Origin of the sequence: Alcanivorax jadensis T9 (assembly GCF_000756655.1) — a bacterium.
GTDB classification, from domain to species: domain Bacteria; phylum Pseudomonadota; class Gammaproteobacteria; order Pseudomonadales; family Alcanivoracaceae; genus Alcanivorax; species Alcanivorax jadensis.
In genome coordinates, this window is record NZ_ARXU01000003.1 from 59,290 (window position 1) to 73,600 (window position 14,311).

General features: G+C 59.1%; 10 protein-coding genes. 2 read left to right on the forward strand and 8 right to left on the reverse strand.

The window, feature by feature from the left end; translation table 11 throughout:
* The first annotated feature begins 44 nt into the window (after positions 1-44).
* Positions 45-248: a transcription antiterminator/RNA stability regulator CspE gene (gene cspE, locus T9A_RS04915; RefSeq protein WP_011590014.1), complete on the forward strand. Its 204-nt coding sequence runs from the start codon at positions 45-47 to the stop codon at positions 246-248.
* Positions 249-444: 196 nt separating this feature from the next.
* Here cspE and T9A_RS04920 read toward each other — a convergent pair whose 3' ends face one another.
* The 5 genes from T9A_RS04920 to T9A_RS04945 all read right to left on the reverse strand — a co-directional run bounded on the left by T9A_RS04920 (position 445) and on the right by T9A_RS04945 (position 9,248).
* Positions 445-1,110 (reverse strand): M48 family metallopeptidase, encoded by a 666-nt coding sequence (locus T9A_RS04920; RefSeq protein ID WP_035245669.1) that lies wholly within the window; start codon positions 1,108-1,110, stop codon positions 445-447.
* Positions 1,111-1,268: 158 nt separating this feature from the next.
* Positions 1,269-4,361 carry an efflux RND transporter permease subunit gene (locus tag T9A_RS04925; protein ID WP_035245671.1) on the reverse strand — a complete coding sequence of 1,031 codons (3,093 nt, stop codon included), beginning with the start codon at positions 4,359-4,361 and terminating at the stop codon, positions 1,269-1,271.
* Positions 4,358-5,479, reverse strand: coding sequence for an efflux RND transporter periplasmic adaptor subunit (locus T9A_RS04930; RefSeq protein ID WP_052042495.1), 1,122 nt, complete (start codon positions 5,477-5,479; stop codon positions 4,358-4,360). The genes T9A_RS04925 and T9A_RS04930 overlap by 4 nt, the downstream gene beginning before the upstream one ends.
* Before the next feature lie 498 nt (positions 5,480-5,977).
* Complete coding sequence (locus tag T9A_RS04940; protein WP_035245675.1) at positions 5,978-7,609, reverse strand: fatty acid--CoA ligase; 1,632 nt, start codon at positions 7,607-7,609, stop codon at positions 5,978-5,980.
* 259 nt (positions 7,610-7,868) lie between these two features.
* Complete coding sequence (locus T9A_RS04945; RefSeq protein ID WP_035245677.1) at positions 7,869-9,248, reverse strand: class II fumarate hydratase; 1,380 nt, start codon at positions 9,246-9,248, stop codon at positions 7,869-7,871.
* A 106-nt stretch (positions 9,249-9,354) separates the two neighbouring features.
* Between T9A_RS04945 and T9A_RS04950 the strand changes: the two genes are divergently transcribed.
* Positions 9,355-10,209, forward strand: coding sequence for a GIY-YIG nuclease family protein (locus T9A_RS04950; protein ID WP_198030618.1), 855 nt, complete (start codon positions 9,355-9,357; stop codon positions 10,207-10,209).
* On the opposite strand, the gene T9A_RS04955 is transcribed toward T9A_RS04950, so the two are convergent.
* The 3 genes from T9A_RS04955 to T9A_RS17005 are packed head-to-tail and all read right to left on the reverse strand — an operon-like array spanning position 10,206 to position 14,306.
* Complete coding sequence (locus T9A_RS04955; protein WP_035245679.1) at positions 10,206-12,323, reverse strand: DUF6160 family protein; 2,118 nt, start codon at positions 12,321-12,323, stop codon at positions 10,206-10,208. The two genes, T9A_RS04950 and T9A_RS04955, sit on opposite strands and share 4 nt — an antisense overlap.
* A complete protein-coding gene (locus T9A_RS04960) occupies positions 12,313-12,963 on the reverse strand; it encodes a hypothetical protein (protein ID WP_156964831.1) in 651 nt (216 codons plus the stop codon). The genes T9A_RS04955 and T9A_RS04960 overlap by 11 nt, the downstream gene beginning before the upstream one ends.
* A 26-nt stretch (positions 12,964-12,989) precedes the next feature.
* Positions 12,990-14,306: a hypothetical protein gene (locus T9A_RS17005; RefSeq protein WP_156964832.1), complete on the reverse strand. Its 1,317-nt coding sequence runs from the start codon at positions 14,304-14,306 to the stop codon at positions 12,990-12,992.
* Positions 14,307-14,311: the final 5 nt, after the last annotated feature.

The window sequence follows — 14,311 nt, forward strand, 5'->3', positions numbered from 1 at the left end:
TGCAAGCAACACTCAAAGTAAATAGTTTCGAGGTATAGATTCACATGGCTACAGGTACTGTGAAGTGGTTTAACGAGTCCAAGGGTTTTGGTTTCATTTCTCAGGACGATGGTGGTGCGGACGTATTCGTTCATTTCAGCGCAATTACCGGCTCAGGCTTCAAAACCCTAGCCGAGGGTCAGAAGGTTTCCTTCGAGATCCAGCAGGGCCCAAAAGGTCCGCAGGCTGCTAACGTGGTTGCTGAATAAGCGATTGCATTAGCAAGAAAAAGCCCGCTTCGGCGGGCTTTTTTTATGTCTGGCGGAAAAGAGGCTGCACGCCCGACGCACCACGCAAAAACGGCCCCTCCCTCTTCCGTAGGAGCGTCGCTGGCGGCGCGATTCCTGCGCTGGGCTATCGCGCCGCGAGCGACGCTCCTACGATATAACCGTGGTGTAATTGTATTCAGGGTTGGAAAAACGGCTGGTCGAGGAGTTGTTTATGCTGGCGCCAGTCGGGCATGCGGGCGTCCATGAGGGCGTGGAAACCGGGGCCGTGATCCATGTGTTGCAGGTGACACAACTCATGCATGACCACGTAATCCAGCGCCGCTGGCGGATACTGAAGCAGCGCCATGTTCAGGTTGATGTAGCCCTTGGCCGACAATGATCCCCAGCGGGTACGCATTTTTTTCACCCGCAATGCCGGCCGCGAATAACCCTGGCTGGCGAACCAGGAAAACTGCCGGGTGATGCTGTCTTCGAACAGGGACCGTGCCTGCTTGCGCAACCAGCCTTCCAGCGTCTGTTGCACTGCCGCCTCGCTGTCCGGGTCCGCTACCCGAATCTGCAGGTAGCCACCGGACACGGCCACCGCGCTGCGCCCGGCAGACACATCCATGGTCAGCGGCTGTCCCCGGAACGGAAATGACGCCCCATCCTGCCAACGCTGGCGAGGCCGGCTGGCCTGGCGCTGCTGCTGACTACGAATCCACTGGCGGCGACTGTCCACAAAGGCCTGCACCATGCGCAACGGCGCCCGCTGCGGCGCCCGCACCTGCACCCGGCCATCTTCCAGCACACGCAGCTCCAGGCTGCGGCGTTTGCTGCGGATCAGTTCGTAGTCGGTCATTTGAGGAGCAAGTTTAAAGTTGAAAGTTCAAAAGCGCGATAAGCGCCGGATGACCCTGACAAGCCGTGCCCGCGAAATCGTTTCCGGTTGAAGCGCGGGCAATGACGTTATCGGTTGGCAAAGTGATCATACGCGTTTCAACTTTGAACTTTGAACTTTCAACTGGTTCTTTCCATCTCCTTATCCAGCTGCTGCTTCACCGCATCCGCCGGAGAGGCGAACGGGGCCAGCCACTGGTACAACACCGGGATGATAAAGAGAGTCAGCACGGTGGCAAAGAGTAGACCGCCGAGGATCACCACGCCGATAGTGAAGCGGCTTTCCGCGCCGGCGCCGGTGGCCAGTACCAGCGGGATGGCGCCGAAGATGGTGGAGACGCCGGTCATCAATACCGGGCGGAAGCGCACGATGGCGCCCTGGTAAACCGCCTCTTTCACCGCCAGCCCCTGATCGCGCAACTGGTTGGCGAATTCCACGATGAGAATACCGTTCTTGGCCATCAGCCCCAGCAGCATGATCATGCCGATCTGGCTGTAGATATTCAGGCTGTCGCCGGTAACCCAGATCGCCATCACCGCCCCGGCCAGGGCCAGGGGCACGGTGAGCATGATGATCAGCGGATGAATCCAGCTTTCAAACTGGGCGGCCAGCACCAGGAACACGAGCACCAACGCCAGAGCAAAGGTAATCAGGATGGCAGCGGCGGATTCCTGTAGTTCTTCGGCCATGCCCTTGTAGCCGATGCGTGCTTCCAGGGGCAGGCGTTCACGGGCCTGGTCTTCCACATAGGTCATGGCGGACACCAGATCATAGCCATCCGCCAGGTTGGCGGACAGGGTAATGGCCGGCAGCCGATCCACCCGGCGCAGTTCCGGGGCATCGCCGGTGGTGGTCAGCTCCACCACGCTGGAGAACGGCACCAGCTCACCGTTGGCGGCGCGCAGATAAATCGGCAACACATCGTCCGGGCCCTGGCTGTTGCGTTTTTCCGCTTCCAGCAGCACATCGTATTCGCGGCCTCGATCCACATAGGTGGAGGCCGTGAGGGTGGCGAACATGGCTTGCAGGGTCTGACCCACATCGGTAGCGGTGATGCCCAGATCCGCCGCACGCTCCCGGTCCAGCTTCACGTCCAACTGTGGCTGAGTCTGCTCGAAATCTGTATCAATACTGGTCAGCCCCGGATTCTCCTCCATGGCCTCCATCAGTGTTTCGCTCCAGACCAACACCTGATCGTAGTCCGGCCCGGCCACTACCACTTCCAGGGCCTGGTTAAAGGCACTCTGGCCCAGCCCTGGCGGGTTCACCGCAAAGGCACGCAGGCCCGCCACCTGGGACAGCTTGCCCCGCACTTCATTGACGATCTCCTGCTGGGAGCGGTCACGCTCGCCCCAGTCCTTGAGCCGCACGATACTGAAGGCCCGTTCAGTGACGCCACGAAAACCGACGATGGACAGGGCCCGTTCCGCCTCGCCGCTTTCCACCAGCGGCGCCATGATGTTTTCCACTTCCTTCACATGATGCAGGCTGTATTCGGCGGTGGAACCCTGGGGCGCTGACGCGGGGATAATAAAGACACCCCGGTCTTCGGTGGGAGCGAGTTCCTGGGGCAAACCCCGGAATACCAGCAACGCCACCACGCACAGGGCCACGCAGCCCACCACCAGCGGCCAGGGTTTACCCAGGGCCGCCGCCAGACTGCGGGCATAGCCGTTGTTGAGTTTTTGCAGGCCACGTTCGAAGGCATTGCCCTCGCCTTGCAGTTCCTTGACGCTGTGCCGGTGCAGCCAGCGGGAACAGAGCATGGGCGCCAGACTCAGGGCGACGATGCTGGAGATGATCACCGCGGAGGCCAGGGTAAAGCCGAACTCGCCAAACAGCCGACCCACGTCACCGCCCATGAAGGAGATCGGCACGAACACCGCCACCAGGGTCAGGGTGGTGGCCACCACCGCAAAGGCCACCTGGCGGGCACCGCGATAGGCGGCCACCAACCGGGTTTCCCCTTCGTCGATGCGCCGCTGGATGTTTTCCAGCATGACGATGGCATCGTCCACCACCAGGCCAATGGCCAGGATCAACGCCAGCAGGGTAAGCACGTTGATGGAGAAATCCATGATGCCCAGGCCGATAAAGGCACCAATGATCGATACCGGAATGGTCACCGCCGGAATCAGGGTAGCGCGCAGATTACCCAGGAAGGCGAAGATCACCGCGATCACCAGCGCCACGGAAATGCCCAGGGTGACCAGCACTTCCTTGATGGAGGCGCGAATAAACAGGGATTCGTCGTAGTTCACATCCAGGCTGATATCCGCCGGCAAGCTGCTCCTCACCGCCTCGATTTCTGCCTGCACGTTATCGGATACCGCCACGGTATTGGCCTTGGACTGGCGAATGATACCCAGGCCGATGGCGGTCTCGCCGTTGGCACGCAGCACGGTGTCATCGCTTTCCACGCCCAGCTCCACCCGGGCTACATCGCCCACCCGCAGCAGGTAATTGCCCTGGCGACGCACCACCAGATCCTCAAACTCATTCACCGAGGACAGACGATTGTCGGCACGCACGGTAAAGGCACGGGACTGGGATTCCAGACGCCCGGCGGGCAACTCCACATTATTGCTGCGCAGGGCCTGTTCGATATCAGTGACGGTGACCTGGTTGGCGGCCATGCTCTGGCGGTCCAGCCAGACGCGCATGGCATAGCGGCGCTCGCCGCCGATGAAGACTTCCGACACCCCGTCCAGCACCGCGAAACGATCCACCAGGGAGCGCTCGGCAAAGTCGGTGAGTTCCTCGGGCGCCAGGGTGCTGCTGGTCAACGTTACCCAGATGATGGGCCGGGCATCGGCGTCGGATTTGGCGATTACCGGGGTGTCCGCTTCTTCCGGCAGACGGTTGAGCACCCGCGACACCGCGTCACGCAGGTCGTTGGCCGCCACGTCCACATCCCGGTCCAGATTGAATTCCACACTGGTACGGGCGGAGCCCAGCCGGCTGCGCGATTCGATCTTGCGCACCCCTTCCACCCCGGCCACGGCCCCTTCGATCACCTGGATAATCTGGGTATCAATGACTTCCGGCGCGGCGCCAGCATAGTCCACCGAAATGGACACTTCCGGCGGATCGATGTCCGGGTATTCGCGCACCGACAATTTCATCAAGGCGCTGATGCCGAAAACCACAATCAACAGACTGATGACCGTGGCGAAGACCGGTCGCTTGATGGAGATATCGGAAAGAATCATGCAGCGGCCTCGCTGTCCGCCTTATCGGCGTCCGGCGAAGCAGGCTTCAGCAGGGCCCGCTGCCCCGGCAGCAAGGCCTCCGGGTTATCCAGCACATGCACCGCCTGGCCACTGCCCAGACGGGAATGGCCGTTGACCACCACGTCCGGCTTGCCGGTCAGGCCACTGGTGATTTCTACCCAGCCGTCACGACGGCCACCCAGGGTGACCGGGTGGCGCTCGGCAGTGTTGTCCGCGGTGACGGTGAACACATAGCTCTGCGCCCCCTGAGTAATGATCGATTGCTCAGGCACCAGCAGGGCATCGCGCTCGGCCAGCTGCACGGACACGCGCAGGAATTGCCCGGGACGAATCCGGTCCTGGGGGTTTTCCAGCCGCGCCCGCGCAGTGAGGCTGCGGCTGGCCGTGCTGACCCGGGAATCCAGATCGGTGATGTTGCCTTCGAACACCTGATCCGGAAAGGCTTCGTTGCGAGCCTGCACCGGCAGGCCGGAAACCAGCCGGGCCAGGTAGCGTTCCGGCACCTGAAAATCCACTTCGATATAACCCAGATTATCCAGGGTGGTGATGGCATCACCGGTTTGCAGGTAGCCACCCGCATCCACCTGACGCAACCCCACCACGCCGGCAAAGGGAGCGCGGATGGTGTGATCGTTGAAATTGGCCCGGGCGGCATCGCGGCTGGCCTTGGCACCATCCAGGGTGGTGCGGAAGGTATCCACTTCGGACTGGGAAATAGCGCGGCTCTTGACCAGTTTTTGGCCGCGCTGGAAATCATTCAGCGCGCGCTGGTATTCCGCTTCGCTGCGCGCCAGCTCGGCGCTGGCATTGCGGTCATCCAGAGTGACCAGCACCTTACCCTGTTCCACCTTCTGCCCCTGGCGGAAATGGATCTTCGCCACCCGGCCGGGGACTTCGGTAAGGATGGTCACTGCCTGGGCGGCCCGCGCCGTACCCACCGCTTCCACCCGATCAAACAGGGAACGTTCGATACTCGGCGCCAGGTTGACCACCGTGGGCGGACGCTGCCCCATGGGTGCTGGCGCGGGCGCCAGGGCCCACCAGAGGCCAGCACCTACCAGCACCACCAGTATCAGGGCGGCGATAATCCGCTTCATGAACGTCTCCAAAGTGTTATTCGCAACAAGCCGTAAGGAAAGTCTAACGCCCAATTATGCAAGCAATTTGTAGAGGGAGCGTTAAAGTAACCGGAAATTATGAAGTAAATTCAGTTTACGCGCAGATTCTTGCCGTAGGAGCGGAAAAGCAACGGATATTTCACCACAGAGGACACAGAGCTCACCGAGAAAACCCCAGTTCTTTTGGTTATCGCAAATTTGCTCGCCTGGCGGATGACAGCACCTGCAATCTGAATCCATGCCCACCGCCACAGATTGCGTAGGTGCACTGAGCTCAAGGCGAACTGCACCACAACCACCATCTCCAGCAAGTTGGTACAGCAGCCATTTTTCACTCTACTCCACGATAAATCTTCTTTGCCTCTGTGTGCTCAGTGCCCTCTGTGGTGAAAAGGCTTTTGATCATGACCTGCTTTGTTCGCCAATAAAAAGCCCGCCGGGAGGCGGGCTTCTAAGTAGTGTGACGCCGTGGAGACATTACACCATTTCGGCGCGCATCTTCTTCTTGTCCAGCTTGCCCACAGACGTGCGCGGCAGCTCATCCACGAAAATGACGCGGTCGGGGATGCCATAACGGCTGATGATGCCCTTGTCGGCGTAATCGGCCATCAGGGCCTTGATGCCCTCTTCATCCGCGTCGCCATTCTTGACCACCAGGGCCACGGGGCGCTCGCCCCATTTCTCGTCAGGCACACCGACCACGGCACATTCGCCGACGCCGGCGTGCTGCAGGATCATGCCTTCCAGGTCGATGGAGGACACCCACTCGCCGCCGGTCTTGATCACGTCCTTGATGCGGTCGACGATCTTCAGCCAGCCACCCTCGCTCATCACCGCCACATCACCGGTGTGCAGCCAGCCGCCGGCCCACAGCTCCTCGGATTTTTCCTTGTCGTGGAGATAACCCTGAGTCAGCCACGGGGCACGCACTACCACTTCGCCCTGGCTCTTGCCGTCGTGGGGCACGTCGTTCATTTCCGCATCGACGATACGCAGCTGCACCATGGCCACCGGGCGACCAGTGCGAGTGCGGTAGTCCGCCTGGGTTTCCAGGTCAGCCTTTTCCAGTTCCGGGGTCAGTTGCGCCAGGGTCAGCAGCGGGCAGGTTTCGCTCATGCCGTAGCCGGTGTAGATATCGATGCCGCGCTCCAGCGCGCCCATGGCCAGAGCCTTGGGCAAGGCGGAGCCACCGATGATCACTTTCCAGCCGCTTAGATCGATGCTCTTGGCCGCTTCCGCCTGCAACAACATCTGGATGATGGTGGGCACGCAGTGGGAGAAGGTGACCTTCTTGGTAACCAGCAATTTGAGCAGCGAGGCCGGCTCGTAACGACCCGGGTACACTTGCTGCACGCCCATCAGGGTGGCCATGTAGGGAATACCCCAGGCATGCACGTGGAACATGGGGGTAATCGGCATGTAGACGTCGTCTTCGTTGAAACGTCCCTGACCCACACCGGCCATGGAGGAGCGGCCGGCGAAGGTGTGCAGCACCAGCTGACGATGGGAGAAGTACACGCCCTTGGGCAGGCCGGTGGTGCCGGTGGTGTAGAAGGTGGTGGCGCGGGTGTTTTCGTCCAGCTCCGGGAACTCGAAGCGGGCCGGTGCCTTGGCCAGCAGCTCTTCGTATTCGCCGGCCAGGGGCAGCGCATCGCTGCTTTTTACACCATCGTCGTCGAGCAGGATGTAGGTCTTCACCGGCTCGATGCGATCCTTGATGGCTTCCAGGATCGGCAGGAATTCGCTGTTCACCAGGATGGCATCATCCTCGGCGTGGTTGATGGTGTAGAGCACCTGCTCCGGGCTCAGGCGCACGTTCACGGTGTGCAGTACCGCGCCCATCATGGGGATGGCAAAGAACGCTTCCAGGTAACGGTTGGTGTCCCAGTCCATCACTGCCACGGTATCGCCGGGCTTGATGCCCTGGGCGGCCAGCGCGCCAGCCAGACGATGCACCCGCTCTTCAAATTCCCGGTAGGTAAAATCCCGGTCGCCGTAGGTGATGGTCTGTTCCGGCGCCTTTTGCACGCCCGCTTCGAGAATACGGTTGATCACCAGCGGCGGCTCCACGGCGGAAGGGGTGCGCTGGATGGTGAGGTTACTGCTCATAGTGGCTCCGTTACCTTGTTATTCTGGCGATATGGGCGGGGCGATGCGTCCATACCTGTGAGTATGTAAGGCGTTCCAGACTGACACAGTCCCCCGCACGGGTCATCCGTTCAGCTACGCCTGAGGTAACAAAATACTACTCGGTGTAGACGCTGTGTCTAGGGATAAAAGCACAAAGCAATGAGGGAGACGCAGGGTGTACTGCGCTGAAGGCGAGCCGATGGTGCAGTTCGCCTTGGGCTCAGTACACCCTGCGGATTCAGGGACGGGTCAGGCGTTTCGGGTCCAGCAGTTTTTCCAGCTCCTGCCGTGACAGGTCGGACTGTTCCTCGGCCACGTCGATCACCGGCCGGCCGCTGGCAAAGGCTTCCTTGGCGATCTTCGCGGCCTTCTCATAACCGATCACCGGATTCAGGGCGGTGACCAGAATCGGGTTCTTGCCCACGCCCTCGGCCAGACGGTCTTCATTGAAGGTCATGCCGGTGATCGCCCGGTCGGCCAGGTTACGGCAGCTGTTGGCCAGCCACGCGGTCATGTCCAGCAGGTTGCTGGCCACCAGCGGCAGCATCACATTGAGCTGGAAGTTGCCGCTCTGGGCCGCCACCGCATTGGCCTGATCCAGCCCCATCACCTGGGCCGCCACCATGGTCACCGATTCGCAGATCACCGGGTTCACCTTGCCGGGCATGATCGAGGAACCAGGCTGGGTGGCCGGCAGCTGCAGCTCGCCCAGGCCATGAATGGGGCCTGAGTTCATCCAGCGCAGGTCGTTGCTGATCTTCATCATCACCACTGCCAGCCCGCGCAAGGCCGCGGACAGATTCAGCGGCGCATCCAGAGCGCTCTGGGCCACAAAGGGATGCGGCAAGGGCTTAAAGCCCAGGCCGGTTTCGTCCGCCAGTTGCTCCGCAAAGGTGGTCGCAAAATCCGGGTGGGCATTGATACCGCTGCCTACCGCCGTACCGCCCTGGGGGATGGCCAGCAGCTCATCCCGGGCGCGGGCCAGCCGGCTGCTGGCATCCTGTAACTGCAGCACCCAGGTCTGCAGCTCCTGCTCCACCGTCACCGGCATGGCATCCATCAGATGGGTGCGGCCGGTCTTGACCAACTCGCGACCTTCGCGGGCACGCAGCCCCAGAGTCGCGATCAGGTGTTCCAGACCGGGGAGCAATTGCTCGGTGACAGCCAGTACGGACGACACATGAATCGCAGTGGGAACAGTGTCGTTGCTGCTCTGCCCCAGATTCACATCATCATTGGGATGAATCTCGGCGCCGGCATCCGCGCACAGGTGGGCAATCACCTCGTTCACGTTCATGTTGGTGCTGGTACCGGAACCGGTCTGGAAAATATCCACCGGGAACTGATCCAGATGGTGGCCGTCGAGCAGATCATTACAGGCGCCGACGATGGCAGCCTGCTTGTCCGCCGGCAATTGTTCCAGCTTGAGATTGGCTTCCGCTGAGCAGCGCTTGATGCGAACCACCGCAAGAATGAAACGCTCCGGCAACGGGCGACCGCTGATGGGGAAATTATCCACTGCTCGCTGGGTCTGGGCGCCCCAGCGAGCGGCTTTGGGTACCTGCACCTGGCCCAGGGAATCGGTTTCGATACGGGTGTCGGTGTCGTGGCCGCTCATGGTTGCCTCCTGGCAATGCATTTTCTCCATCATGGCACGGTAAAAATATCAGATCATCCATCTCGCCTTCACCACATCATGGCGTTTCCCCATGGACACTACCGGCATGTACCCAGATTCAGATGCCTCCCCGGTCGACCCGGGCCTGTTTGCTGACCTGCCCACCCTCCCCGGCATTTACCGGTTTTTTGGCGAGCAGGACGAACTACTCTATGTGGGTAAAAGCATCAATTTGCGGCAACGGGTAAAAAGCCATTTTTCTGCCCGGCATCGGGATAAGAAGGAAGGGCGGCTGTGCTACCTCACTCGCCGCATCGAGCATCAGGTCACCGCCGGCGAACTGGGCGCGCTGCTGCTGGAGAATCGGGAAATCAAACAACGCCAGCCGATTTTCAACCGTCGCCAGCGCCGGTATCGGCAGCTGCACACCTGGCGACTGGAAATCGATGCCCGCGGTTTTCTGGTTCCGGTTTTATACCGACCGCTGGTGGATGACGATGGCTGGCAACAGGACAGCTTCGGCCTGTTTCGCAGCCCTCGCCAGGCAAAGACCATGCTGGACAGCAAAGTGCGCGACGCAGCTCTTTGCCCGCGTATCTGCGGGATGGAAACGGGACGCCACGGTGCCTGCTTTGCGCACCAGCTGGGCCGCTGTCAGGGTGCCTGTTGTGGCAAGGAAACCAGGAATAGCCATAACCAGCGGTTGCGGAAAACGCTTGAAGACCAGCATATCCACGCCTGGCCTTACTCTGGAATGCTGGTGATTCGTGAAGAGAGCCCCCGGCAAACCGACTACCATCTGATTGATCAGTGGTGTCATCTCACTACCTTGCAGCGTCAGCCTGAATCCGCTGTGATTACGCCGGATGCGGATGCCAGCTTTGATCTGGACAGCTACCGCATGTTGATCCGGTTTCTGGATCAGGGTGTCGAGCATTTTGTGTTGCCGCCGGAAACCTAGGGCGGAGGCACCTTGGCAATGATTTCACTGTGCCAGGTGCCACCGGGCATGGCGATGCGACCATACTGCTGATCGCCGAATCCCACCTGCCCGACCAGCGGGTTGCCACCGCCGCTCTGACCAAAGTCGGCACTCTGCCCCAGCAACAGTTCGTTTTCGATGGTCAGGCTGGGCAAGCCGTCACTGTTCTGATCGCCGGATTTCAGCACCACGTTGCCGTTTCGCCAGCCGATACTACCGCTGACATTGGATAGCCGGAACGCTGACTGGGGGCTGGATACTTCTGCCAGTGACAGGTACGCATTGCCATCCAGATTCATATAGCCCTCAAAGCCCAGAGTTGCCAGACCATCGGCAGTGGCCGGGTAGAGCACGAAACGAAACTGGTCCGCGGACAGATTGAAATCCCACAGTGCCACATTGGCGGTGGTTCCCCCCAGGTCACTGAGACTGCCCGCCCCGAGCAGGCCCCGTACCTGGTAGTGAGACAGGGTATCGGTGCGCAGCATGATCCCTGACGCCAGATCCGGAAAGGCCGGGTCGGTGTCCCCCAACGTAAGGTACAGGTCCCGGGCTTCCCAGAGCAGGTCATTATTGAGCAGGCCTACCGCCACATCGCTGGCGGTGTTGGCGAACAGGAAATGGGAATGGGTCTGCCAGTTATCCGCCGCCGCCGCGCGCACCAACGGATCTGCGCTATTCGCCGCGTCCCAGAATCCTGGCGACTGCACCATAACGGTAGCGTCTGCCCGCAGACCCACATTGCCGGCGGGCCCTTGCGGATAAGCCAGGATATCGGCATCGAGCTTGCCCAGAGTGAGAACAACGCCCCAGTCATAACTGTCCGACCAGCCGCTGGTGGGGTTGGCAACGGTCAACTGTTCACTGTAGGCATGCAGATGGCCATTGCGCAGCAGGACGGCAAACGCCGATTCCCCGGCGGCGACCCGGGTCGGATGAAACACGCCCCCCGCACTGGTACACAAACCACTATCCGGCTGCCCGCCGCTAAAGCCGCCACCAAAGCACAATCCAGCCGGGCCGGTGTTGTTCTGCACCACATCCAGAACGGCATCCAGTGCGAACATGGGACCGGAACCATTTCCCAGTCGGCGCCAGTTCACCAGTTCCATGCGGGTACGGTCACCGTCCGCATGGCCCAGGCGAAGCTGGAAATCCGTGTCGTAATCCCACTGGGTCTGTATCGTCAGTCCTTCTGAGCGGGGGGTATTGATTCCGGCATAATCCCAGTTGGCATTTGGCGCTGTACCATCATAGCCATAGCCGAGCCCACCAGCAGACACCCGCACACGAGCGTCCTTCAGCCCACCGAGCCAGGCGCCGTAGAGCAGAGGCTGACGATCCGTTCGATCAAAATTTGTCGGCGCTGCCTTGTACATCAGGTCGAATTCCAGCGCGGTATAAGTGTGATCCGCTTCCAGCAACAAGCCATTGCTGTCGATACCGATGACGCCAGTGGCTGGTGCATGTCCCCCGGCGGGGCCGTTGGTAAACCGGTTCTGTATGATCAGATTACCAATGCTCATCTCCGCACTGCCGGCTCCGCCCTGGCGGTATATCCAGTCACCAGTCATGGAAAAGTCCAGATTGGCATGCTGGCCATTCGTGCTAAATAGCCCTTGGTTCACCAACGTCAGGTTGCCTTGCGAATACAACCCAACCTGGCCCAGAGAGTGGCCCGCATAAGCCGGATTGGTCCCGGTTTGCAGGGTCATCCCGTCCAGGGTGAACAAGGAAGGCTGCCAGTCATACTGCAATGCCAGTAACGGAACGCCGCCATCGCTGCCCACATCCAGCTGTAGTTGTGCACTCAGAGGATTGCCGTCACCTTGCAGGGTGAGGCCATTCAGTTGTGTGCAGGCATGCTGGTCAGTCACACCGCCACTGCAGGTTCCGGCTGGTGCGTTACCCCTATCGGTTATCCAGTTCAGCTGTTGGGCTTGAATGGCGCCATTGCTTTCCAGATTGACGGTGAGACCGTCCTGACCGCGGATATCAGCCAGACCACTGTCATCAATAGGCGTCATGGCAGTGACTGCAGCGGACAGTGGCAATAGAGTCAGGATCCACAGACGTCGGTGATCAGAAACCATACAGAAACGCCCTCCCGTCAAAACGCATCTGCATGTCGCCGTTGGCGCTCGCCGAATCACTCATTCGAAACGCCAGTGCACTACCAGGATTGTTATCCAGCATGAAACCGGGCGTAGCGCCATCGTCCACTTCCACAGCCATGCGTCCGATATTCAGAAAGGTATGCATATCCTGATACTCGCCCGGCCCTTTCGCAAAGGGGTAATCCAGCTGAATTGCCGGCAGACCATCAGGGTTACAGGGGGAAAGCAGGCAGTTACCGTCAGCATCTTCAAAACGACTCAGGTCACGGTAGCTGGATCCGCTATTACTCAGATATGCCCCTTCCAACCGGACATCTTCAATGGCCAGGCTGCCGTAGAATTCTTTCAATACCAGCCAGTTTCCTTCCCTGGCGACAAACTCCAACCCAAGACGACAGGGGTCCGGGGTGCCGCCACATGCAGTATCCGGTGCATTGTCCTCACCAACATTATTTCGCAGCCGCAGGGTTAGCTGAATGGCATCACCGCCAGTGACTGACTGAAGCTCACTGTCGTTAAGAGGAACCATGGAATCGGTTTTCCCCGTCTGCGGATAAATAATGCTTAGCAGCAACCATAGCGCCACAAACATAAAAGGGATGTATTTCGATGGCATACCATATCCAGACATATTTCCCTCTCTCAGCAGAACATGGTGCTGCCGTAGCAGTTTTGTTTCGGCGCCAGATCAAACTCGGGGTGCTCCAGCAGCAACCCCGGCGCCCCCAGCAATGCAATGGCTTCATCAATGCCGCGGTTACCAAGATCCGCATTGGGGTTGTAAACATCCAGCAGCTTCACGGAAGGGGCGTTGAGCCACCATCCGGTATTCGCCGGAACCGCATAACTGCTTGAGCAACGGGGGGTAGCATTACTGGTGGCACAGATATCAAAAGCGCCAGGAGGCAACTCTTCCGTCGGCGTCAATTTGCTGTAACGGGGGTATGCAATGGGCTCTCTCTGGAAGGAAAGAAAGAAATCCGAGGTATCTTCAAATGTCAGTTTATGAACGTTACGAAGATCGGTATTGAGGCTGGCGAAAACCGTATCCATTACTGCTTCAGCGGCACAGGCAAGGGGGTTAAAAAAAACACAACTTCCCCCCAGGAACTCAAGGTTGTTGGTTTTCAGTTCTGCAGCTTGCAGGCCAAGCGTCTGCATTCTTGTGCCGGCAATATCAACAAAGAGTGCATCAGAAAGATTATTGCCACAGTCATCATGTCCTATGCTGGTCCTTCCCGTACATCCTGTTGCTCTTATTGTAAAAATACTCAGCAACCGAGCCTCAATATCCATGGTCAGTGATAACTCAGAACCCAGAAATCCGCTGACACTGTTTATCCCGGAATGGCACCCCACAACGCCAGAACCTGTTACGGCACTGGGGTTACAGGTAGTGGCAAACGCTGTATTTTCCTGATTCACCGCATTGTTCGTGTAGTACCGCCGCCCTGCACTGATGGCTCCATCTGCGGATTGCGCGCCAATCTTTATGCCGGCAATCTCCCGCAAAGTTGTGGAATTGTCATTCTTTACCGCAAATTCAATATAGGGCCTGTCCAGTGTAAATGGGCTTCCTGGATCGCCGATATCCGTGCCGTTTCTTCCCATCAGGCTCAGGTAATCAATATCGATATCACAACCTGCATGGCCGGAAAGGTGGTCGTTAATTCCACCGCAACCAAGTTGCAACTTTGAAACATTAAGATTCAACTGAAGCTCACCGTCCAGGCCAATTCGATAAAACTCAAAGGGTGTGGAGTAGGCATTAGGATTCGACAATGCGCTGCCTGATATTTTGTCGGAAACGATCAGTCCCTGACCCGTAACAGCTCTCATCTGATCCTCATCAAGAGGACTCATACCTCCAGCATTGAACGCGTAGGAAGATGAAAACCAGAACAATATGAGCGCAGCTGATATTTTTACTGACGGAATTTTTTTTGTTTTATTTTCCATAAAAA